The organism is Paenibacillus sp. IHBB 10380 (assembly GCF_000949425.1).
GTDB lineage: Bacteria > Bacillota > Bacilli > Paenibacillales > Paenibacillaceae > Paenibacillus_AQ.
Genome location: NZ_CP010976.1, coordinates 3,974,438 through 3,998,168, shown reverse-complemented (window position 1 = coordinate 3,998,168; position 23,731 = coordinate 3,974,438). Strand labels below are relative to the sequence as shown.

20 protein-coding genes are annotated in these 23,731 nt (G+C 42.0%); 15 read left to right on the top strand and 5 right to left on the bottom strand.

Translation table 11 applies throughout. From position 1 onward, the window contains the following. The first annotated feature begins 3 nt into the window (after positions 1 to 3). Complete coding sequence (locus tag UB51_RS18060; protein ID WP_044878498.1) at positions 4 to 1,413, top strand: deoxyguanosinetriphosphate triphosphohydrolase family protein; 1,410 nt, start codon at positions 4 to 6, stop codon at positions 1,411 to 1,413. A 357-nt stretch (positions 1,414 to 1,770) separates the two neighbouring features. Here the strand turns inward: UB51_RS18060 and UB51_RS18055 are convergent, their stop codons facing one another. Both UB51_RS18055 and UB51_RS18050 read right to left on the bottom strand, forming a co-directional pair. After that, the gene (locus tag UB51_RS18055) at positions 1,771 to 2,451 is read right to left on the bottom strand and encodes an SDR family NAD(P)-dependent oxidoreductase (RefSeq protein WP_044878497.1); all 681 of its coding nucleotides are present in this window, start codon (positions 2,449 to 2,451) and stop codon (positions 1,771 to 1,773) included. Beyond that, the gene (locus UB51_RS18050) at positions 2,448 to 2,651 is read right to left on the bottom strand and encodes a hypothetical protein (RefSeq protein WP_044878496.1); all 204 of its coding nucleotides are present in this window, start codon (positions 2,649 to 2,651) and stop codon (positions 2,448 to 2,450) included. Before UB51_RS18050 ends, UB51_RS18055 begins: the two co-directional genes overlap by 4 nt. 224 nt (positions 2,652 to 2,875) lie before the next feature. Between UB51_RS18050 and UB51_RS18045 the strand changes: the two genes are divergently transcribed. Genes UB51_RS18045 through UB51_RS18035 form a run of 3 tightly spaced genes read left to right on the top strand, consistent with a single transcriptional unit; the run spans position 2,876 to position 6,429 of the window. Further along, entirely contained in the window at positions 2,876 to 4,327 is a 1,452-nt protein-coding gene (locus UB51_RS18045; protein ID WP_044878495.1) for an aminotransferase-like domain-containing protein, read from the top strand. A gap of 13 nt (positions 4,328 to 4,340) precedes the next feature. Continuing rightward, on the top strand, positions 4,341 to 5,276 hold the full coding sequence (locus tag UB51_RS18040; RefSeq protein ID WP_044878494.1) for a D-alanine--D-alanine ligase: 936 nt from the start codon (positions 4,341 to 4,343) through the stop codon (positions 5,274 to 5,276). Beyond that, the gene (locus UB51_RS18035; RefSeq protein WP_044878493.1) at positions 5,266 to 6,429 is read left to right on the top strand and encodes an aminotransferase class I/II-fold pyridoxal phosphate-dependent enzyme; all 1,164 of its coding nucleotides are present in this window, start codon (positions 5,266 to 5,268) and stop codon (positions 6,427 to 6,429) included. The genes UB51_RS18040 and UB51_RS18035 overlap by 11 nt, the downstream gene beginning before the upstream one ends. Positions 6,430 to 6,669: 240 nt before the next feature. Here UB51_RS18035 and UB51_RS18030 read toward each other — a convergent pair whose 3' ends face one another. After that, the gene (locus UB51_RS18030) at positions 6,670 to 7,641 is read right to left on the bottom strand and encodes a D-2-hydroxyacid dehydrogenase (RefSeq protein ID WP_044878492.1); all 972 of its coding nucleotides are present in this window, start codon (positions 7,639 to 7,641) and stop codon (positions 6,670 to 6,672) included. Positions 7,642 to 7,801: 160 nt separating this feature from the next. Between UB51_RS18030 and UB51_RS18025 the strand changes: the two genes are divergently transcribed. The 7 genes from UB51_RS18025 to UB51_RS17995 all read left to right on the top strand — a co-directional run bounded on the left by UB51_RS18025 (position 7,802) and on the right by UB51_RS17995 (position 13,131). Continuing rightward, positions 7,802 to 8,455, top strand: coding sequence for a TetR/AcrR family transcriptional regulator (locus UB51_RS18025; protein ID WP_044878491.1), 654 nt, complete (start codon positions 7,802 to 7,804; stop codon positions 8,453 to 8,455). A 65-nt stretch (positions 8,456 to 8,520) separates the two neighbouring features. Next, positions 8,521 to 9,384 (top strand): transporter substrate-binding domain-containing protein, encoded by an 864-nt coding sequence (locus tag UB51_RS18020; RefSeq protein WP_044880271.1) that lies wholly within the window; start codon positions 8,521 to 8,523, stop codon positions 9,382 to 9,384. Between the two features lie 55 nt (positions 9,385 to 9,439). Continuing rightward, on the top strand, positions 9,440 to 10,084 hold the full coding sequence (locus UB51_RS18015; RefSeq protein ID WP_044878490.1) for an amino acid ABC transporter permease: 645 nt from the start codon (positions 9,440 to 9,442) through the stop codon (positions 10,082 to 10,084). Positions 10,085 to 10,107: 23 nt separating this feature from the next. After that, positions 10,108 to 10,854, top strand: coding sequence for an amino acid ABC transporter ATP-binding protein (locus tag UB51_RS18010; protein WP_044880270.1), 747 nt, complete (start codon positions 10,108 to 10,110; stop codon positions 10,852 to 10,854). Positions 10,855 to 10,893: 39 nt separating this feature from the next. Further along, positions 10,894 to 11,316, top strand: coding sequence for an OsmC family protein (locus UB51_RS18005; RefSeq protein ID WP_044878489.1), 423 nt, complete (start codon positions 10,894 to 10,896; stop codon positions 11,314 to 11,316). Between the two features lie 205 nt (positions 11,317 to 11,521). Continuing rightward, positions 11,522 to 12,103, top strand: coding sequence for an RNA 2',3'-cyclic phosphodiesterase (gene thpR, locus UB51_RS18000; protein ID WP_052675999.1), 582 nt, complete (start codon positions 11,522 to 11,524; stop codon positions 12,101 to 12,103). Positions 12,104 to 12,192: 89 nt separating this feature from the next. Further along, the gene (locus tag UB51_RS17995) at positions 12,193 to 13,131 is read left to right on the top strand and encodes a cell wall hydrolase (RefSeq protein ID WP_044878488.1); all 939 of its coding nucleotides are present in this window, start codon (positions 12,193 to 12,195) and stop codon (positions 13,129 to 13,131) included. A 110-nt stretch (positions 13,132 to 13,241) separates the two neighbouring features. On the opposite strand, the gene UB51_RS17990 is transcribed toward UB51_RS17995, so the two are convergent. Next, on the bottom strand, positions 13,242 to 14,396 hold the full coding sequence (locus UB51_RS17990; RefSeq protein ID WP_044878487.1) for a UDP-N-acetylglucosamine--LPS N-acetylglucosamine transferase: 1,155 nt from the start codon (positions 14,394 to 14,396) through the stop codon (positions 13,242 to 13,244). 398 nt (positions 14,397 to 14,794) lie between these two features. On the opposite strand from UB51_RS17990, the gene UB51_RS17985 reads away from it, so the two are divergent. The 4 genes from UB51_RS17985 (at position 14,795) to UB51_RS28350 (ending at position 23,196) form a co-directional block, all read left to right on the top strand. After that, positions 14,795 to 15,376 (top strand): TetR/AcrR family transcriptional regulator, encoded by a 582-nt coding sequence (locus UB51_RS17985; protein WP_044878486.1) that lies wholly within the window; start codon positions 14,795 to 14,797, stop codon positions 15,374 to 15,376. A gap of 187 nt (positions 15,377 to 15,563) precedes the next feature. Then, a complete protein-coding gene (locus tag UB51_RS17980) occupies positions 15,564 to 17,912 on the top strand; it encodes a YhgE/Pip domain-containing protein (RefSeq protein ID WP_044878485.1) in 2,349 nt (782 codons plus the stop codon). A 289-nt stretch (positions 17,913 to 18,201) separates the two neighbouring features. Further along, positions 18,202 to 22,800 carry a glutamate synthase large subunit gene (gene gltB / locus UB51_RS17975; protein ID WP_044878484.1) on the top strand — a complete coding sequence of 1,533 codons (4,599 nt, stop codon included), beginning with the start codon at positions 18,202 to 18,204 and terminating at the stop codon, positions 22,798 to 22,800. Positions 22,801 to 23,049: 249 nt separating this feature from the next. Next, entirely contained in the window at positions 23,050 to 23,196 is a 147-nt protein-coding gene (locus UB51_RS28350; protein ID WP_160297284.1) for a hypothetical protein, read from the top strand. Positions 23,197 to 23,300: 104 nt separating this feature from the next. On the opposite strand, the gene UB51_RS17970 is transcribed toward UB51_RS28350, so the two are convergent. Continuing rightward, on the bottom strand, positions 23,301 to 23,669 hold the full coding sequence (locus UB51_RS17970) for a helix-turn-helix domain-containing protein (protein ID WP_044878483.1): 369 nt from the start codon (positions 23,667 to 23,669) through the stop codon (positions 23,301 to 23,303). Positions 23,670 to 23,731: the final 62 nt, after the last annotated feature.

Sequence of the window (23,731 nt, the reverse complement as noted above, 5' to 3'; positions counted from 1 at the left end):
ACTATGACGCTAAAAGAAAAAAGAGAACATCGCCAACATCCTGAGCTAACGAAGATAGATGCCTCTCGTGCTACGTATGAACGAGATTATTCAAGGCTCATACATTCTCCCACGTTTCGTAGGCTTCAAGGTAAGTCGCAGGTATTCGGTGCAGGAACAGGGGATTACTATCGTACGCGGTTGACACATTCCCTTGAGGTCGCTCAGATTGCACGTGAAGCTTCTAAGAGCTTATTACGCTCTTATCCTGAGGTGACATTAGAGAAAGCTGATAATCCAGGACTTGTTATTGATCCCGAAGTGGTTGAGTGTGCATCGATTGCGCATGACTTCGGACATCCTCCTTTTGGGCATAAAGGAGAAGAGGTACTTGATGGTATTCTTGAATGCCTCATTGATGAGAAGCTTAAGGCTGCTACCAAAGGACGGCATGTCTCTCCTGAGCAACTTATGGAAGTTCGTAGTAGCCTTGAGAGTAAGTATGAGCATTTTGAAGGGAATGCGCACAATTTTCGATTGATTATGTTTCTCGAGAAGAGAGAAAATATAGATGGCTTAAATTTATCAGATGCTGTACTGCTGGGCATTAATAAGTATCCATTTCCCGGAACTTTACTTAAGAAGGGTCTTTATCAACATGAATGGGCCTATATTTCGGAAATACGTAAAAACTGGGATATTCCAGATTATAAGAAGACCCTAGAAGCGCAATTAATGGACCTATGTGATGATATTGCCTATTCCTCGCATGATCTAGAGGATGGAATTAAGGCAGGTAAAATAGAGGTGCATGAGTATTTTCTGTTTGATCCTAATACGATTCGATTAATCGTAGAGAAGATTACTACGCTCGAGGATGCTTTCTGGGATGGATGGCAGAATGAACAAATTCAATCGAAAGTTGAAGAGGTTCTGTATTCCTTTTTACAAGTATGGAAAGAGAAAATGCTAATATGCGAACATGATTATTCTCGGACTAGACGAGAAGTTAAGGCGTATTGGGTAAGTCTATTTGTAAGTAATCTGGGTGTGATACCGGATGGGGATTGGAAAAAGGTTACGTTCGTCAAAGATAATGCGGAGAATGAAGATATGCTAAGGACCGTGAGCGTTTTGAAAAGTTTTGCTTGGGTTACGATGATTAAGGACCTTCGAGTACAACGTTTGCAAAAAAGAAGTGAGTGGATTATCAGGCGTCTATGGAATGCCTTCTTAGACCCCGAAATGTCTAGGTCGATTATTCCAACAGACTGGTTACAGCGATATGAACGAGATCAACGTCAACCTAATCCAATATGGACTTGGGAGCATATGGTGATCGATTACATCGCAGGGATGACGGACGCCTTTGCAGAGAAGATATACAATGAGCTGTACGGTCTCAAGGTAGGTTCAATTTACGATCTTGATTAACGTTGAGGAAAGGTATTTGGATGGCAAATATGATCAACGTAATATATAGAGGATTTGATCGAAGAGGCAGGGTTTGACAACGTGGATCGTTATACCGTATATAAGGGGAACTTTATTCGTAATGTATGGTTATGTGAATAGGGTGTGAAGAGCAGAACATGTTATAAATGATGATGAAAATCGAAATAAGTACGAAATTCATATTCAATCCACTTCAAAAATGATAGAAGTTGCCAAACAATACGGTAGCGACGAAATTGCGGTAATTATAGAACAAAACGTTGTTCGTGATACCTTACTGTTAGCTATATAAAAGCGATAAGATAGCCATTTAATGACCCTCTTATCGCCTTATAATTAATTTGACAGTTTAGTTGGATCAATCCCTTGAGGGAACGTTTCTTCAAAGCGATTCTTTCTTTCGTATAAGTTATACCAAACTTCTGCAATGGAATCAGGATCACCTGCTGTACCCGGCTGTATGAAGGTTCCAATTGATAAATGTCCAACAAATATACCTTTTTCTTTTAATTCATTGTGCAGGTTTGTCGCATAGTTGCGAAGACCCGACATGACGATTCCGATATTCCCAATAATAGGAAGAGGGGCCATGGCAGATAAGCCTGTTGTAAATAGAATCGCCCCCGAACCATTATTGATCATGTCTGGCAATACTTCGTTTACGGATAGAATGGCAGGCAGTAAATGGCCATTTACTTGTTCTAAGACGTCTGCAGGGGTTGTCTCTAACACATGTCTGAATTTATCCGGTCCTGCATAAGGGCTAAATTCCAATACAACAATACGACCAAAATCTTGTTTAGCAGATTGTATTGCTTCTTTTAGAGCGGCCAAATCCGTGAGATCCGCGATATAAGACTTTGCTTCAATATTTAGCTTGTTTAGTTCATTTACGATAATGGCTAATTTCTCAGGGTTGCGTGCAATGGCAGCTACCTTAAAGCCTTGTTCCCCGAATTTTTTCGCAAGAGATAATCCTAATCCAGGTCCCGCACCAATTATTGCAATAGTTTTCATTTTTCCTTAGCTCCTTTCATCAATTGAACCGTTTTGTTATAAAGCCTTTGAGCATTTTCTTTATCAAAAGTTTTCATCGCAAGACTTACTTCTTTTCGCTGTTTATAAGCAGATAAAGAAGGTTTAGGCGGATTTTCTAACAATTCGATGATAGGAAGAATTGCTTCTTCTACCGGCATTCTCGCAAAATCATTTCCCATTCGCAGAAGACCCCGCTATGTTAAAATCGAATAGTCTAAGATTGTGAATAGATGGTTAAAGTAACATTTATACTGAGAATTTTTATTGAACGAGCGGCCAAGTTTTTAGCCGAATTTGTAAGAACTTTCCGATCAAAGAACCACAGCCGGAGTAAAATCCCTAGGTTGTGGTTCTTTTTTTACCTGATGGATTGTGACATGATAGCTATGGAGGCGATTGAGAGATGTTTAAGGATTTTAAGCTCATAGCCGGACGGCCGGTATATATACAGATTAAGGATTACATGAAGCACTTAATTGTTAAAGGTGGCCTGCAAGGCAATCAGAAGCTACCCTCCACACGTGAGCTTAGCACGCTGCTTAAGGTTAGCCGAAATTCCGTAATTTCTGCTTATGCAGGTCTTGAGGATGATGGCTTTGCTTATGCGGTGCAGGGGCAGGGAAGTTATGTCGCACCCACGCCTCCCGGTAGCGAGACGATTACTTCCTGGACGATGGATTGGAAGACGCGTATAAACGATCATGCGCGGCTGGCTGAGGAACTGGATATCATGAAACGCGGGATACGAGCGGAGAAGGGAACAATCTCCTTCACGAGCATTGCACCCGATGAGAGTCTGTTTGATCTGGATAATGTGAAGCGGGCCTTTATGGACCGTATGTCGGTAGAAGGCAACGTTCTGCTAAATTACGGCTATGCCAAAGGGTATAAGCCTTTAATAGACTATTTGAAGCAATATATGGAGCACAAGGGCGTTGAAATGAAGGGCAAGGATATCTTGATCACCAATGGCTTTACAGAAGGTTTTGATATTGTTTTGTCAGCCCTGAGCAAAAAGAATGGTTCGGTAATTTGTGAGAATCCGACGCACCATACGGCGATCAAGAATCTGAAGCTGCTCAGTTATGAGATCACCGGAATTCCTATGGAGCGAGATGGGATTGATCTGGGCCAGCTGGAGAAGGCACTGCAGCAAAAATCCTTTGATTGTGCATACTTTGTCCCTTCTTACCATAATCCGACTGGCATTGTAATGTCTCCTGAGAAAAGACAGAGGCTCATGAAGCTGATGACCCAGTATGAGATACCGGTGATCGAGGATGGTTTTAACGAGGAATTACGATATTCGGGTTCTCATGTAGCTCCACTCATCGCAGCGGCGGGTGGTGGCAATAGTGTCATTTATCTCGGCAGTTTCTCAAAAGTTCTGTTTCCTGGACTGCGTGTAGGCTGGGTGCTGGCAGATCAGGAGTTGATTTATTACCTCGAAAGCGTCAAGCGCGCACGTACGATTCATACCTCGACGCTGGATCAATCCATTTTGTATCAGTATTTACTGGGTGGAAATTTAGAGAAGTATTTGAAAAAAGCTAGAGCCGAATATAAACGGAAATACGAATTAACCCTGCAATGCTGTAAGGAATTCATTCCATATAGGGCACTCACCGGTGATGGTGGTTTGCATCTTTTTGTAACTTTCGAAGAGGGTTTTAATACAAGAGCGCTGCTGGCGGCATGTCATGAGCAGGGGGTTATTTTTACCGCGGGGGATATATTCTTCACGGACGGCAAGGGTCAAAATACGATACGGATCGGTTTCTCCAGAGTGACGGATGAGGATATCCGCAAGGGAATTGAAATTATTGGTAGGACTGCACGGCAACTAATGGGATGAAGAGGTGCTTAAGATGAAGGTAGGCGTAATTATGGGCGGGGTATCTTCAGAATATGAGGTGTCAATGAATAGTGGGAAAGAGATATTGAAGAATCTCGATCCAAATAAATATGAAATTACTCCAATTGTGATCACGAAACGTGAGGAGCTCATTGAACAGGCAAAAGGCATCGATATCGCGCTGCTTGCACTTCATGGAGCTTATGGAGAGGATGGCACTGTTCAAGGGACGCTGGAGACGATGGGAATCCCATATACGGGAAGCCGGGTTTTGTCTAGTAGCATTTGCATGGACAAAGATCTTTCCAAAAAGCTTATGCGCTACGAAGGCGTGAATACGGCAGATTGGCTGTGTTGGGACAGCATGAAGGATTATTCGGTAGATGCAGTAGAACGACTTGGTTATCCCGTTATGGTTAAGCCGTGTTCAGGCGGTTCGAGTATCGGAATGGAAAAGGTGAGCGGTCCTAAGGAGCTGCTAAGCGCAGTGCAGAAAGCTTTTGCCTGTGATCAGTCGATTTTGATCGAGAGCTACATTCAAGGTCAGGAAATCACCTGCTCCATTCTGAACGGAGAGCTGTTACCCATTCTAGGGATTACTTCAGCGCATACTGAGTGGTTCGATTATAGTGCTAAGTATGAGGACGGAGGAGCAGAAGAACGGATAATTGAACTACCTACAGAGGTGCATGAGCGGGTACGCGAAGCTGCCTTGAGCTGCTACAAAGCACTAAAATGTAGTGTATACGCACGGGTAGATATGCTACTTAAGGATGGTATTCCATATGTGCTGGAGGTGAACACGCTACCGGGCATGACGAAGGCCAGTCTTTTACCCAAAAGCGCGCAAGCGGCAGGGTACACATTCAGCGGACTGCTGGACGAGATCATCTCCCTTTCCCTTAAGGAAAAGAGTTCAAGAGAAGAGGTGTGCAGCCATGCAAAATGAGTGGATTGCTCCGCGTGTGCGGGAGATTGCGCCTTCGGGGATTCGGGCTTTTTTTGACCTAAGTGCAGGGAATGAGGATATTATTTCGCTTGGCGTAGGCGAGCCTGATTTCGTTACACCGGAGCATGTAAGAGCTGCCTGTATTCGTGCCTTGAACAAAGGGGAAACGATGTATACACCGAATTCCGGTTTACTGGAGCTTAGAGAGGAGATTGCCGCTTATCTGCACACAAGCTTCAACCTCCGCTACGAGCCAACTAGCGAGGTCATAGTTACGGTGGGAAGTAGCGAAGCCGTGGATTTGGCTCTGAGAGCCTTCATTACACCCGGGGATGAGATTATCGTACCTTCTCCGAGCTATATTGCTTATTCACCGATTACCCATTTGAACGGGGGAGTCACGGTAGAGGTTGAATCTTCAGCCGAGCAGGGTTTTAAGCTTACTGCGGAAGCATTGCGGAAGGTGATCACGCCGCGTTCCAAGCTTCTTATGGTAAATTTTCCAACTAATCCTACAGGAGCAGTAATGTCATATGAAGATTGGTTGCCTATTGCACAAATTGTAAAAGAGAATAATTTACTTGTTATTTCAGATGAAATCTATGCAGAGCTCACGTATAACAGCCACCATGTTAGTATTGCCTCTCTTCCTGGGATGATAGAACGAACAATTGTCATTAGCGGCTTCTCCAAAGCATTTGCAATGACCGGCTGGAGAGTAGGTTATGCCTGTGGTGATCGGGAATTAATTGCGGCGATGCTGAAAATTCATCAATACACTGCGATGTGTGCCCCAGTGCTCGGTCAAATTGCTGCCATTGAATCACTGCGGAACGGAATGCAGCATAAGGAAGACATGAAACAATGCTTCGATGAGCGGAGAAAGCTGCTGGTTAGTGGATTTCGAGCGATTGGATTGCCTTGCCATGAACCGGCGGGAGCATTTTATGCCTTTCCTTCGATCGCTCATACTGGACTGACATCAGAAGATTTCGCTTTGCAGTTGCATCGAGAGGTAGGTGTTGCGGCAGTTCCGGGTCATGTTTTTGGAGCAGGTGGAGAGGGATATATTCGCTGCTCCTATGCAGCTTCCCTACAAAAATTAACGGAAGCGCTGGAGAGAATCGAAGGTTTTATGAAGGTGAAGTTGTAATTCTATTAGGGGGTGTCCCAAAAGCCATGCAAATGGCTGCTTGGGACACCTCTGTCTTTTGAGCAATACTGAAGTAGGTGTTCTGAGAGGTTCTCCGCTAGTTTCAGCGGGAACCCTGTCTAGAATCGTCAAATATAGCAAAAAGAAACCTCTCTTTGGCAAAATAGAAGTGCGACCAACCATACTTACAGTGACTTCCATTCCCCGTACTAATTTAGAGCCCCATCAATATTTCAGGCCTTAATATTTCAAATCGTAGTCGACTAGATTACGTGGCAATCTTTTTCCTTCTATATAAGCTTTCAAATTGTCCACAAAAATATCCACAACACGCTCATCATAATGCTCAGTGCTGCCTGCAATATGAGGCGTAATTAACACCTGTTCCATCGTCCAGAGGGGATGGTCTTGCGGTAAGGGTTCCTCTTCAAATACATCAAGTCCAGCTGAGCGGATAATGCCTTCTCTCAGTGCATCCACTAGAGCGGCAGTATGAACGGTTGGTCCGCGTCCTGCATTAATGAAGCAAGATTCTCGTTTGAAAGCAGCAAAAGCTGCTGTATCGAACATGTGATAAGTCTCATCCGTTAGTGGAAGGATGTTGATAATATAGTCTCCTTGACTAAGTGCCTCGTGTAGCCCTCCCATGGTGTACATGTGATCCACATGTGGAGCATCTTTACCAGAACGTCTAACGCCGATCACCTTCATGCCAAAAGCCTTGGCAAGTCGAGCTGTTTCACTACCAATTTCGCCAACGCCTACAATCACAGCTGTTTTGCCGTTAAGCTCCGAGAGTGTACTAGATCCATTCCATCCGACTTTAGGGTCCCATTTCTGTTCATGTTGGTTCAGGATGGCCCGTTGCACACCTCGAGAGAAGGCAAGGATCATGGCAAAAATACTTTCCGATATAGGGATAGCATGTACACCACTGGAATTGGTTAACAATATATTTCTTGTCGCTAGTTGATCCAGCGGTAGCTTATCTACACCCGCAGACCAAGTCTGAATCCATTGTAGCTTGCTATCCTCAGCAAGAACATGTTCCTCTATTCCCTTGGACCATCCAATGAGAATCTCTGCTTCTTGTAACCGTTTAGAATCTAGTTCAGACCTTTTGCTAATGGTTACGTTATATTCTGGAGCAACATCCTTAATCTGTTTTAATTGTTCGGGAGATAAGTTGTGCAGACTAACTATTTGTTTCATCTTTTATCCTCCTAAATAATGAATCTAATATTTCATCCTTCTCTGAAAATCATACCAGAATGTAAAGGAAATCGCATAGGCTTCGAATTCCCTTGACAATATCATAGTTATCCTATAGGATTTATTTTATCGACTGACTAGTCAATCAGGAGGACCGAGAATGAATAATGAAGCTTCTGAAATCAGTAAGGAAGTAGAACATAACAAAGGATCTGATCGGAGAAAACAGATTTTACAGATTGCCTTAGAACGATTTGCAAGACAGGGTTATCATCACACGAAAATTTCGGATATCGTTAGTGAGGCTGGTGTTGCTCAGGGAACCTTCTATTGGTATTTCAAAAGTAAAGAAGCTATAGCATTAGAAATTATTCGAGAAGGACAAGAGCAACTTTTGGAGGTTATTGGACAAGGTTATCGGCAAAGCTATGCAACAGTGAAGGAGATGGAACAAGCTTCGGAAGCTTTATTCATCAGACTATTCTTGTTCGCCGATCATAATCGCTACCTCATGGAATTACTTCTTAGTGGAACAGGTGCCAACGGCGTGATTAGTGGTGCTATTCACGAGACTAAGGCGGCGATGGAACGGGCCTTTAGACGTAACATTCAAAGAGCGATTGAACTTGAAATGTTATCGTCCACGATTGATGCAGAGTTACGAGCCGCTATGTTAATGAGCCTAGTTGAAGGTGTTATCTCTCGATGGTTATTCATACCGTCCGAACCAGATTCAAATTTCTCCTCAAGGACAATCGAAGAATTAGCAGCTGAGACGGCTAAATTTGAATTTTTTGGGCTTTTAGGCAAGTGAATGAGGAGTTTAGGGGATACCAATGTAAGGATTTCAAACTTAAAAGAGAAGGGAAAGATATGAGAATGAATATACAATACAGAAAACCTAGAGTTTTTGTACTTGCATTAATATTAGTGATGAGTGTGATTGTAAGTGCTTGTGGAGATAAGGCGAATACCGCTACTAATAAGCCGGGAACAAATAATAATGCCCAAGAATCCTCCAGTAATTTGTTACAGCAAGTGAAAGATGCTGGAGTCATGAAAGTTGGATTGATGGGGACTTATCCTCCTTACAATTTTTTGAATGAGAATAAAGAAATGGATGGTTTCGATGTTGATATTGCCAAGGAGGTCGCGAATCGTTTAGGGGTAAAGGCAGAGTTTGTAGCGCAAGAGTTCTCAGGTATGGTTGCAGGTCTGCAAGCGAAGAAATTCGATACCGTGATAAGTCAAATGACAATTACTGAAGACCGTCAGAAGCAAATGGATTTCACTGAACCTTATATTACAAATGAAGTCAAGATTATTGTGAAAAGCAACAATAACGATATTACGAAGTTGGAGGATTTCAAAGGTAACAATATCGGCGTAGGATTGGGTACGAATGATGAAACCTATTTACGTAATGAAATCCTTCCTAAGGTTGGGAAATTCAATATCAAAACATACGATGATGCAAATACCTCACTGCAGGATCTTAATGCAGGTCGAATTGATGCAACGATTAATAATCTATATGCGCTTAAACCTATTATTGATAAAAATGGATTTCAAGTGAAGGCAGTTGGAGAAGCGATCAAAGCGGATTCGGCAGGAATCGCTGTTCGTAAAAATAATCCGGAGTTTCGGGATGCGCTGGATCAAGCTTTAAAGGACATGAAGACCGACGGTACTTACAAAACAATTTTCGTTAAGTGGTTTGGGGAAGAACCCTCATCTAAATAAACACAGAGTTTAGAAGTTAGTTTAGCTTGGTGTCTATAGAAAGGAATCAGATAAGATGGATCTCGTCTATCAGAATTTCACTTTTTTAATGATGGGTGCTTACTATACAGTGCTAATCACCTTGGTATCCATTTTCTTTGGATTTATTATTGGTGTTATTACCGCCATGGCGAGAATGAAAGGAAATCGACTGGTGCGTGGGCTGGCTCGTATTTATGTATCTATTATCCGAGGAACCCCAACCCTTGTGCAAATTTTCATTGTTTACTATGGTCTGGTGGATTACGGCATTACATTAGGTCCGTTGACGGCAGCCTTTGTTACTCTCAGTGTGAATATAGGAGCGTTTCTCTCAGAAACATTTCGGGGAGCCATTATGTCTATCCCTAAAGGCCAGACTGAGGCGGCTTATGCTACAGGTATGACTTCTTGGCAAACGATGCGGCGAATTATTTACCCTCAAGCAATAAGGGTAGCGATTCCTCCTATGGGAAATACATTTATTGGGATGCTCAAAGAGACGTCATTAGTATCCACTATTGCAGTCACAGAATTGCTTCAGTCGGCGAAATTACTTGTGGCTCAGTATTATGTATATATGCCATTTTATATTGCAATTGCAGCGATGTATTGGGTGATGAGCACGGTGTTCTCCAGCATACTGAATGCCATTGAGAAGCGCATGTCCAAAGCTTATTAAATCAGGGGATGAGCAGAATGAAAATGATTAGTACCCACGGATTGTCTAAGCAATTCAATCATGTTAATGTACTCCAAGAAGTAAATATAGAGGTTGCTAAGAATGAGATTGTAGTACTACTAGGGCCTAGTGGTTCAGGTAAAAGTACCTTGCTTCGGTGTTTGAATGGTCTTGAGGATATTTCCGGAGGTAGCTTTGAAGTGGGTGGTGTGCGAGTAGATGCTAATATGCCACGAAGGCAACAACACAAGTTGATTCGCGATATACGTCGTCAGACCGGGATGGTATTTCAGCAATTCAATCTGTATCCACATAAGACGGCTCTTGGCAATGTGACGGAGGCTCTTCTAACTGTTAAAAAAATGAGTAGAGAAGAGGCGAACATTAAGGGAGAGCAGATGCTGGCACGCGTAGGATTGACTGACAAGAAGGATACTTATCCTTCAAGACTATCGGGTGGACAGCAGCAACGGGTAGCAATTGCAAGAGCACTGGCCATAGATCCTGCTATCATGTTATTTGATGAGCCTACTTCGGCACTGGACCCAGAACTTGTGGGAGAAGTTCTTGCCGTCATGCAGCAACTAGCCAAAGAGGGAATGACGATGGTGGTTGTAACCCATGAAATGAAGTTTGCTCGCGAGGTAGCCAATAAAGTCATATTTATGGCAGATGGATCTATTGTGGAAGAAGGTACGCCTGATTCATTTTTTGAACAGCCGAAGTCTGACCGTGCTAAGAAGTTTTTGCGCCAAATTACAGAGCATTGAACCCTATTGAGAGTATTAAAATAGAAAGTAGGTATAATTATGAAAGTATCAACTACATGGAATGGCAAACGATCCTTTAATGCAGTAGGAGCTTCTGGGTATTCAGTTGGTATGGATGCGACACCTGCATACGGTGGAGAGGGAAAAGGGGCTACTCCTATGGAATTGTTATTGGCGGGATTAGCAGGTTGTATGGGGATTGATATTACGATGATTCTCGACGCATTTCTTTCTACCATCCATAGGCTGGAGATTGAAGCTGAGGGAACACGGAGAGAAGAAAATCCAACGGGATTTACAGCGATTGACCTAACATTCAAAGTAGATGGAGAAATCCCGGATTACCGTGTTTGGAAAGCGATTGAGATGGGTGAAAAGAAATATTGTGCGGTATCTGACTCACTAAATGCAGAGATACGGATGCATTTGATCCTGAACGGTGTAGACACGCCAAAGCCTTGATATTCAAGGGTTTATTGGCTTAAATATTCCATTAACACAGCCCAAGTAATCATATCTTGGGCTAATTTGGCATCCATTTTTAGAATAAATGGATTGAGGATTGGCAACGGAAAGGCTATAATAACACAGGATGTTAATTTTCGTTAGACTCTATTAGAAGGAGCAAAATCACTATTTTGTTATAACGAAAGGGACTTGGATAGTAGTGAGCAGCGGTAACCTATTGCCAGATTCACAGCGCTTGTTCGTGGCACTCAAAGTGCCTGAACCGATAGGCTATACTTTACAAAATGAGTGTAAACAATATAAGATAGGTATTCCGTTTACTAAATGGACTTATTCGGAAGACTATCATATTACGCTTCAATTTCTGGGGGATACGGAATCTAATAGGATTCCTGCACTTTGTGAAGTCTTGAATAATGTAGCATCAGAGGTTAAGCCGTTCAAGTTGGAAATGGGGACGTGGGATACATTCGGTGTTCCAGAAGCGCCTAGAGTGCTTTATAGAACAGTTGCAGGTAATACCACTCGACTTGAATGTCTTCAACAGAAAATAGTAGAATCAACAGTAGAGTTACAATTTAACAAAGAAGCACGTAAATACCGGCCACATATTACTGTAGCACGCAAATATACGGGTAAAACTCCTTTTCAGAGGGATTTGTTAATATCATCCTCGGTGGAGACCCTATCATGGTGTGTTAGTGAGTTTGTACTTTTTACGACTCATATAGGCTCTAAGCCGATGTATGAGGTAGTAGAAGCATTCCCAATAAAGGTTTAAATGGACTGAAAATGATTTTTCAAGGTTATTCAAAACCTATATTTTCGGTTACTTATTAGGGAATGTGCCGGAAACATAGGAGGAAGATTATGAGTACATTTAGACAAAACCGCTGGATAGCGCTGTTAGTTGGTGTTATTTTAGTGTGTTTCTCTGTGATATGTCTGCTTTTGCAGTCAGAACAAGTACAAGGTTGGGAGAAAGAGAGTAAGCTTCCAATGCTAGAAACGATGCCTTCGAGTATTTTATCTGATGGCACTGTTCAACCATTAGAGAAGACTAACAGCTATTCGTTATCATCTTTGAAATTGGAATCTATGAATACATTCCATACAATGGATAATGAGAAATCTCTGTTTATGAATAAGAGTGTAGTTCTTAAATCTTCTGAACAAGTCGTTTTTAAGAATCATCTTTTAACAAACCATTTAGTACTTTTTCAAGTAGATCAAGAGGCTGAGGCGAGGAAGAAAGCTAAGGTTGTGCAAGCTAAAGCAAAGAAAGAGGCACAGGCAAAGAAAGAAGCTAAAGCCAAAAAAGAGGCTGCAGCGAAGAAATTAGCAGAGGTTAATCCTAAGCTAAATCCCCCACAAGTATTATTCTTCACTCGGACAAAGACGCTAAGCCAACAAGCGAAGGATCAATCGACTTGGCAATACGCGGTTTCTGATGAAGAACTGCTTATGCTACGCAAAATTGTGATGGCAGAGGCGGAAGGTGAACCGTACGAAGGCAAAGTGGCTGTCGCCAATGTTGTCTTAAACCGGCTGCGGTCAGCCAATTTTCCCAATACTATTCAAAAGGTAATCTATCAGAAATTTCAATTTAGTCCTGTAAGAAATGGACGTTTTAAACGTGTCCAGCCTAACAAGGATACTATTCATGCTGTCAATGAAGCTATGAATGGGCGTAAGGAAGTTAGTGATGATACTTATTATTTCCTATCTCTTCAATTAGCAGATGATTTAACGGTTAAGCATACCCGGACATATAATAAAACTATTGGAAATCATACATTCTATAAATAAGGGTTCTTATTTATTCTGTTTAGTGCTGTCTTCTTAGGGGAAAGTAACAAAGATATAAACAAAAAAACAGCTTCCCATGAGCTAGCGGGAAGCTGTTTTTTTTGAGCATATTAAGGAGTGATAGTCCATTCTCTCGGTTGTTCGAGTGATTCCATCTTAAGCATATCAACGACAGTTTGTGCGCAGCAACAAGGCTGAAGATAAGACTCGGTAGATTTCTTATTATTCCGCTCAGCAACAACTTCTTCATAATCCGTTGTAAGTCGCTTGAACCATCTATTGAGTACAGTGGAATGGAGTGTCTCTGCAAATCCACGGTTCACGAAGAAAAGACTGTTTTGTTCTTCTTGTCCTGGAATAGCTTCATAAAATATCATAGGGATACCTTTAATTAGTCCTTCTGTACATGTCATTCCACCTGGCTTAGTAATAAGGAGGTCAGACACATCCATGAGCTTGTTGATCTGGCTTGAGTAACCTAACAACGTAATATTCGGATGGTCAAAGATTGGGTTCTCTTTCATTTTGTCCAATAGCTTTAAATTGCTACCCACACAAAAAATAAGCTGGATATGATCAGCCCATGATGTCAACTGTACCAAGAAGTCACGTTTGAAAGCGAGTCCCCATCCACCACCCATAACAAGAACAGTGGGTTGAGATTTTAAGTTAAATTCAGCCCGGAGCTGGTCTCTATTTCCCCGCTCCCAAAAATCGGGGTGTACTGGAATACCCGTCATCTTAATATGATGTGAGGCTACACCACGTTCAAGAAGAAGATTCTTGACTCTTGGAGAAGAGACTAGATATTGATTCACCTCAGGGTTAACCCACGTTCCATGGACATCGTAATCGGTAATGAGTGTGATCAACGGGACATCTACACCCTGGCGTTTAAGCCGCGAGATGACGCTATTGGGAATAGGATGGGTACAGATGATGATATCAGGCTTGAGTTGAGATAGAACTTGTGCTGCATGGGTATAAAAAATGCGATGTAGCGCAAGCTGAGTTAGTCGATTCAATGATTTATCATACTTGTTACGGTAGAACATACCTATAATGGCTGGCGTTGTACTGACTGTTTTGCGATATGCTGATAGAATCCAAGGTCCTACAGTGGGATTCAGGAAATTTCCAAGTTCGATCACACGGCACTGCAAATGGGGATGAAGCTTCTTCATTCCGCTGGCGAGAGCATGAGCCGCTTGAGTGTGCCCAGTCCCAAATCCTTCGGACAAAAACAGAATTCTCTTTTTTCTCATGTCTTCACCTACAACTTTCTCCCTCTATCTTACAGAATAGGAATCGCTATTACTATCCTTAATAAATATTTTATTAAATCGATTTCATGCATCGCGCTCTTAATAATCAAATTAAAGGAATATTAACGTTTGAAATCCGGTCGTATTACCTCTATTAAGTATTATAGATGGAAATCGAACTTTTCTAAATAGACCAAAGGCGGTAGTTCATCCTAGACCTTAGACGAGGATAATCTTGGACTGAGGTCGGAGAACCTCGGCCTAGCAAGATTAAATTGATTATATTTAAATAATGATTGATATTTAAATCATAAAGTGTTAAATTTAAATGACTGAATGACTGAATATGAATTTTGGTCATTATTAAGGAAAAATTATATCTGAAAGGAGAGGATAATATGGCTGCGATGGATCGTCGAAAGCAAGTACTGAATGCGGCAGCCCAATCTTTTGCACTTTTTGGGTATAAAGCAACGACGATGGATCAAGTAGCAAAGATTGCAAATGTTGGTAAAGGAACGATATATACTTTTTTTACGAATAAGGAAGATTTATTCGATGAGATTGTATTGGAAGTCATCCAAGAGATGAAACGGATCGTAGAAAGAGAAGTGATCCCTGAGAAAGCATTCTTCTATAATTTATACAGAGTGCTTAATGCGGTCCTTGAATTCCGTAGAGAACATGATCTTATCATTAAGCTATCGCAAGAACTGCGTGACTTCGGAACACCTCAAGCACTGGAAGCACTGGATAAAGTGGAGAATGTTGTTTTAGAGTATTTAGAACAAGAGATTGGGATTGCCTTAAGAAATAATGAAATTAAGCCTTGTGATCCCAAAGTTGTCTCGATTGTCATGTTAAGATTGTACATCACGTTGACTTCAGACTTGAATAAGCTCCATGCACCCTTGAGTAAGGAAGAAATTCAACGGTATATTCGTTTATTCCTTTTGGATGGTTTAGCAGTAACGAAATAAACAACTGAATAACAGCGTTTATAATTTAACCATACTTGTAAAGATAACTTCCTTACAAAAATGATGCGGCCCTAGAGATGATAGAACACCGCCATTTTAATGAGAGAAGTTTTTCTAAGACTGATAATGACTAACTGACAATAATGGTCATACAGTATTTGTATATAGAGAAGGAGAGAAGTTGACGATGAAGTCATTATCTGTATTTTTTAAAGACTTAGGATCTATGGTAAGGAATCACAAATTGTTAGTTTCTTTGGTTGCTATTTTATTTATTCCAGTTATGTATAGTGGTATGTTTCTAACTGCCTTTTGGGATCCTTATAGTAAAATGAGTGATCTTCCAGTCGCTGTTGTTAACAGTGATGCCGGAGCTAATTATGAAGGAAAGACGATTCAGGCAGGAAATGATTTGATTACAGAGTTAAAGAAAAGTGATGATTTCAAATGGGAATTCGTTAGTAAAGAAGAAGCAGACAATGGAATGGCCATTAATCATTACTACATGACCATAATTATTCCAGAGGATTTCTCTTCTAAAGCAACAACGGTGTTGGATGATCAGCCTCACCCAGCCCAACTTATTTATTCACCAAACGAAGGATATAACTTCCTAGCATCCCAAATCGGGGGTTCGGCTGTGGAGCAGATTAAATCTAAGGTATCTGCGAAAGTTACAGAGATGTATTCTGAGGTTATATTTGATCAGATCAAGACGGTCTCAACAGGTTTTAAAGATGCTGGAACTGGAGCAGGTGACATCCAAGAGGGTACTGTTAAATTGGATGATGGGGCGATACTGCTGAAAGATAACTTAGCTAAATTGGTAGAAGGTACTACCAAGCTTCAGGATGGCTTACAGCCTCTGACTAAAGGTACTAGTGATCTACAGCAAGGTGCAGCTCAATTGAAGGATGGAACGATGACACTTTCGGGAGGACTATCTCAGCTACAAACAGCTCAGAAGAAACTTGAGAATGGAGCGGTCCAAGCACATCAAGGGGTTAGCCAATTACAGAAAGGTCTTCTATCTGCTGAACAAGGAAGCGCAAAGTTAGATGCGGGCTTGAAGCAATCCGTAACTGGATCAGGTCAGCTACAATCTGGACTTCAGTCCAGTGTAGATGGAGCGGCTCAATTGCAAGATGGACTTAAGTCTTCTGAAGGCGGAAGCGCAAAGCTTGCGCAAAGCTTAAAGGAGGCAGTTGAAGGCAGTCAGCAAGTTGCAACGGGTGCAGCAAGCGTTGCTAAGGGCTTAGGACAGCTAGTAGAGTCTAATCCTGAACTTGCGCAAAGCCCTGACGTACAAAAGCTGCTGGCAGCTAGCCAAGCAGTAGCTCAAGGGTCTGAGAAGCTACACAGTAGCGAGCAACAAATAGCGCAAGGAGCAACGGCGCTGAATCAAGGTCAAACGCAACTATTACAGGGTGCAACCAAGCTACATGCGGGTACGCAGCAATTAAGTGAAGGTGCAGTTGCCTTACATCAAGGTGCTGAACAGTTATCCCAAGGAAGCACGGCTTTACATCAAGGTCAACAGAAGCTACTTCAAGGTGCTAATCAATTAGAAGCAGGTCAAGGCCAAGTGGCGGATGGCTTGAAGTTGTTCGGTACTAAGATGGCGGATGCGGTTAGTGGAAGTCAGAAGTTAGCGGGTGGAGCTGGAGATATTGCAGCAGGTACGGATAAGCTAGCTGGCGGTTTGAATCAATTGGATGGTGGCGTAGGTACATTGGCTGATGGTTCCCAGAAATTAAATGATGGAGCCGGCGAATTGCAGTCAGGCATTGTGAAATTGAAAGATGGTTCTGGAGAGCTTGCCTCCAAGTTAAATGAAGCTGCTGATAAAACAGGCAAAGTTAAAGGTACAGATGCCACATACAACATGTTTGCTGAACCAGTGAAGGTTCAAGAAGAGAAGCTAAATGAAGTACCGAACTATGGTTCTGGTTTTGCTCCTTATTTCTTATCACTCGGGTTGTTCGTAGGGGCACTGATCACAACGATTGTATTACCTATGAGAGAATCGACTGTACCTAATGCATCAGGTTTTAACCGGTTTATTAGTCGGTCACTTTCATTTGCAGGTGTAGGCTTGATTCAATCCTTACTTGCTGTCATTATGATGTTATATGTGTTAGGTTTAGAAGTACAGAATGTCCCGATGTTCTATCTGTTTACATTTGTTACAAGTTTAGCGTATATGTTCCTTGTCCAGGCTTTTGTTACTTGGATGGATCAACCAGGACGTTTCGTAGTCATTGTAATTTTAATACTACAGCTTACAACAAGTGCAGGTACATTCCCGCTGGAACTTATTCCGGGCTGGATGAAAGTTCTTAACCCTTGGTTCCCTATGACGTACAGCGTTAGTGGTTATAAAGCGGTTATTTCCACGGGAGATACTAGTATGATGTGGAGTCAAATTGGGTTCCTTGCGATATTTGGACTCATTTTCCTAAGTGCAACATTCTTGTATTTCGTACGGAAATCTTCTAATAATACAGCTGAGCTTGAACATAATGTAGCTGTTTAATGAATGAAAGGCATCCCTTATCTAAGGGGTGCCTTTTCCATATAAAGATGGATTGCCTTCTGCATGATTATACGTATAATGGTGTAAATAAACTTTCGCACGCTAATGCTTTGATGTGAAACATTTTTTATCAGATATATAAAAAAGTTTAAATTGCGCTGCTGTTAGCTCGATGCTAAAATGGGATAACCAATTATCTGGATTTTTATTAATGGATTGTTTGTTGCATATTACCCTAATGAGTCTTGTTCTTTTGATTTTATTTTATAATAAAGAAAGGTTGCTATCTATGAGACATACAGTACTCCCCCCTAAGCAGGGACTTTATGATCCGCAGAATGAAAAAGACGCATGCGGAATGGGATTTGTGGCTAATATCAAAGGCAAACCTTCTCATGAAATTGTGAGCCAAGCGTTAACCATGTTGGTCAATATGGAACATCGTGGTGGTCAGGGTAGTGAAGCGAATTCTGGTGACGGAGCCGGTATTATGTTACAAATTCCACACCAATTTTTTGCCAGAGAAGCGAAGGAAATAGGTTTTACTCTTCCTGACAAGGGACTTTACGGAGTAGGTATGATTTTCTTATCTCAAGATCAGGCGATCCGAGAAACACACGAGCAGATTCTTAAAGAGATCATAATCGAAGAAGGTCAGAATTTTCTTGGATTTCGTGATGTGCCGACAGTAGATGATACGCTAGGGAAATCGGCTAAAGCAGCAAAACCTTATGTGCGCCAAGTTTTTATCGAACGGAGTAGCGCAGTACAAGATGAAATGGCTTTTGAACGTAAATTGTATGTTATCGGCAGACGAGCTGAGCTTGCGATTCGTTACGCTGAGGTAGAAGATGGAGATTCCTTCTATTTATCCAGTCTTTCTTGCCGCAAGATCGTATATAAAGGGATGTTAACTACGGTTCAAGTTGGTCAGTTCTATACTGACTTGCAGAACGAATATTTAGAGTCTGCCATTGCATTAATACATTCTCGGTTCAGCACGAATACATTCCCAAGCTGGGAACGTGCGCATCCCTACCGTTATATGATCCATAACGGAGAGATTAATACGCTTCGCGGTAATGTGAACTGGATGCATGCAAGACAGGCACAATTTGCAAGCGAAGTGTTTGGTGATGATCTGGAGAAAATTAAACCTATCATTAATCCAGACGGTTCGGATACAGCGATGTTTGATAATACGTTTGAGTTTCTATATTTGAGTGGACGCTCTTTGCCCCATGTAGCTATGATGATGGTTCCTGAGCCATGGAATAACCATAACAGCATGGATGAAGCGAAGAAATCCTTCTATGAATACCACAGTACGCTTATGGAACCTTGGGATGGGCCTGCTGCTATGGGCTTCTCTGATGGTGTTCAGATTGGGGCTATGCTTGACCGTAATGGATTACGTCCAGCTCGTTATTATGTAACGAAAGATGATTTGATCATATTGTCCTCTGAAGCAGGTGTGCTTGATATTGCCCCAGAAGACATTCTATACAAGGACCGTTTGCGTCCAGGACGTATGTTGCTAGTGGATACGAAGGAAGGACGTATTATCTCTGACGAAGAGGTTAAGGCTCAGATCGCAACGGAGCAGCCCTATCGTGAATGGCTCGATGAGCATTTAATTGATCTTGCTGAGCTTCCAGATGCACCAGAACTTCCAGAACCTAAGCATGACAATGTTCAGCAATTGCAGCAATCCTTCGGTTATACCTATGAGGAGTTACGGAAGGTTCTAGAGCCCATGGCATCTACAGGTGCTGAAGCCATTGCATCTATGGGCTATGATGCTCCGTTGGCTGTATTATCAGAGCGTCCACAGCGACTTTATAATTATTTCAAACAAATGTTTGCGCAGGTAACGAATCCTCCTATTGATGCCATCCGTGAGGAGATCGTAACAGCCACGGGAACAACGATTGGACCAGAGCGTAACTTACTTCATCCGGAACCGGAAAGCTGTCGACATATTCGTCTGCATACACCAGTCCTATCTAATGAGGATTTCGCTAAAATTCGTCATGTTCACCGTCCAGGCTTTAAGTCGATGACGATTCCGATCTTATTCTTAGCTGCCGATGGGGCGAAGGGGCTACGTACTGCCTTGAATATACTCTGTGAAGCAGCAGATCGTGTTATCGATAAAGGTCATAACATTCTGATATTGTCTGACCGAGGTTTGGATAAGGATAATGCAGCGATTCCAGCATTATTAGCTGTATCGTGCTTGCATCATCATCTCATTCGCCAAGGTACGCGGACGAAGATTAGCATTCTTTTAGAGTCAGGTGAACCTCGTGAAGTCCATCACTATGCGCTCTTGCTAGGATATGGCGTTAGTGCAGTTAACCCTTATCTTGCATTCGAGAGTTTAGATGACATGATTCAGCAGGGGATGTTGCGTGGAATTTCCCATGAGAAAGCAGTGAAGAACTATATTAAAGCGGCTACTAAGAGTGTTGTTAAAGTATTATCCAAAATGGGGATATCTACGATACAGTCATATCGCGGTGCGCAAATTTTTGAAGCCGTGGGACTTCGTTCAGATTTTGTAGATCAATACTTTACGCGTACACCATCCCGGATCGGTGGTATCGGTATTGAAGAGGTAACTTTGGAAACTTTGTCTCATCATAATCGTGCATTTACAGATAAAGATGGTAATGATAAAGAACTCGATTCAGGTGGAGAATACCAATGGCGTAAAGATGGTGAAGAGCATCTGTTCAATCCACAGACGATTCACTTATTACAACAGTCCGTTCGAACGAATGATTATAAGCTATATAAGAAATATGCTCAATTGGTTCAAGGTGAGAATGAGCAACGTCTTACAATACGTTCATTATTAGAGCTCAAGCCTGTGGGAAGTTCAGTACCTATAGAAGAAGTTGAATCTGTAGAATCCATTATGAGAAGATTTAAGACTGGGGCTATGTCCTTCGGATCGATCAGTAAGGAAGCTCATGAAAGTATCGCCATTGCGATGAATCGTGTTGGAGGTAAGAGTAACACAGGTGAAGGTGGAGAAGATCCGGCTCGTTTCGTTAAGGATAGCAATGGAGATTCTCGCCGGAGTGCGATTAAGCAGGTGGCATCAGGACGTTTCGGTGTTACTTCTAATTACTTGGTTAATGCCGATGAAATTCAGATTAAGATGGCGCAAGGTGCGAAGCCAGGTGAAGGTGGGCAACTACCAGGTCGCAAAGTTTACCCATGGGTAGCAGAAGTTCGCGGATCAACACCTGGTGTAGGTCTAATCTCACCACCACCTCACCATGACATCTATTCAATCGAAGATTTAGCTGAACTTATCTATGATTTGAAGAATGCCAATCCACGTGCGAACATCAACGTGAAGTTGGTATCTGAGGTCGGTGTAGGAACAATTGCTGCAGGAGTAGCCAAGGGTCGTGCAGATATTATTCTTGTTAGCGGCTATGACGGAGGAACGGGGGCTTCCCCACAAGGCTCTATTCGTCATGCTGGACTTCCTTGGGAGTTGGGACTTGCGGAGACGCACCAGACGCTCATTCTTAACAACTTGCGAGATCGGGTCGTTCTGGAAACCGATGGTAAAATGCTTAATGGTCGTGATTTAGCTGTAGCTGCTTTGTTAGGAGCTGAGGAATATGGTTTCTCAACAGCACCACTAGTTGCTCTAGGCTGTATTATGATGAGAGTCTGTCAGATGGATACTTGTCCTGTAGGTGTAGCTACTCAGAACCCAGAGCTTCGTAAGAACTTCATGGGTGACCCAGCTCATGTGGTTAATTTTATGAGATTTATCGCAGAAGATATGCGCGAAATTATGGCTGAACTAGGTTTCCGTACCGTTCAAGATATGATCGGACGCACGGATTGTCTGAATGCGGTTCAAGCTTCGGAACACTGGAAGAAACATGGTGTAGACTTATCTGTCTTACTTCATTCTCCAGAGCTACCTGAGAATAGTACACCTTATAATAGTAAGCGTCAGAACCATGAGTTAGAAGAGACACTCGATATTCGCCAGTTACTGGATTTGGCAGCACCTGCCTTAGAGAATGGAACATCGGTGGAAGGGGTACTTCCAATCACTAATGTAAATAGAGCCGTAGGTACGATCTTAGGTAGTGAACTGACACGTAAATACGGCGCTGTGGGTCTGCCAGAGAATACGATTCAATTTACATTCATGGGTACAGCCGGCCAAAGTTTTGGAGCCTTTGTTCCTAAAGGCATGACTTTGACAGTCATAGGCGATTCTAACGATTATGTAGGCAAAGGACTATCTGGAGGTAAGCTTATTGTGAAGCCTTCACCAAAGTCTACCTTCAAAGCGGAAGAGAATGTCATTATCGGTAATACAGCATTCTACGGAGCAACCAGTGGCGAAGCTTATATTCGAGGTATCGCAGGTGAACGGTTCGCAGTTCGGAACTCTGGCGTTAAGGTGGTTGTTGAAGGTGTTGGCGACCATGGGTGTGAATATATGACAGGCGGACGTGTCGTTGTACTTGGTGAAACAGGGCGTAACTTCGCTGCAGGAATGTCTGGCGGTATTGCTTATGTATACGATAAAGAAGGAACCTTTATAAGGGACTGTAATCTTGAAATGGTATTGTTAGAAAGAATAGAAGATGCTGCAGAAGCAGCAAGCCTTCGTGTATTGATTCAGAATCATGTGTCTTATACGGGGAGTACTGTAGGACAATCGATACTAGATAACTGGAATGAGTGCTTGAATTCATTCGTTCGTGTTATTCCGAAAGATTATAAACGGATGACGCAGCAAATCGAGAAAGTACGTGAGAGTGGATTAACTGGAGAAGCTGCGCTTCTTGCAGCTTTTGAAGCCAATATGCGTGAACTAGCTCGTACCGGAGGTAACTGAAAATACTGATTTTTTTCACAATCGCGCAATGTTTTTCATTATGGGCTTACATCCCGATCGCTTCTTGCGAGTTGGGATGTAAGTCCATTTTTTTCGACAAAATTAGAACCATTATATTGTCGGGATAGTTCCATTAGACGACAACAAATAAGAAGGTCGTAAGCTATAATATTAAAGATTAGGCTTATCAGACGTAAGAGTAATCAGGATGAAAAACTATAAATGAAAAGTAGAGTGAGGTTATCTTCGATGAAAGAAGGAAAAGAAGTTGGTACCGAAGCCCGGTCAAATCGAGAGAAACCGGAGAAGAGAGAGATAGACATTCTAAAAATAATGCAACAATGTGGTATTCATCCTGAAAAATGGAAAGATTACATAAAGGCTCAACAGAAATGACATGTTGGTCTTAATAAAAGACATAGTAAGCTACATTAAATATAAAAAGCCTCAGTTCCCAAGTAATAACTTTAGGAATTAAGGCTTTTTTTTTGAATGATTAGTTATTTCATAATGCGTTCCATACGGACGAAAGCAATAAATCGCTTGGCTTCTTCCTCTGTTAAGCTACGACCGTCGATCGTTAGATTAATGCGTTCGAGAATTTTGTCATCAGATAGTTCTAAATTATCTACAAACTCTCTTACATCGTCATCCATTACTAGTTCTGTATGGTTTGTTCGACCAATTAAATAGTCAATAGAAACACCAAATTTATCGGCAAGTTTGCTTAATATCTCAAAATCAGGTTTGCGTCGATTTTTCTCATAATGGGAAAGTGATGCTCTTGTAATGCCGATGGAACGAGATAGATCTTCTTGTGTCCACCCTCGTATCTCACGTAGTTCTGCTATGCGATTCCCATGATTCATGAATGATCCTCCCAATTAGACTTCTAAGGCTATCCATTTCTATTTTGAATGCACAAAAAAGA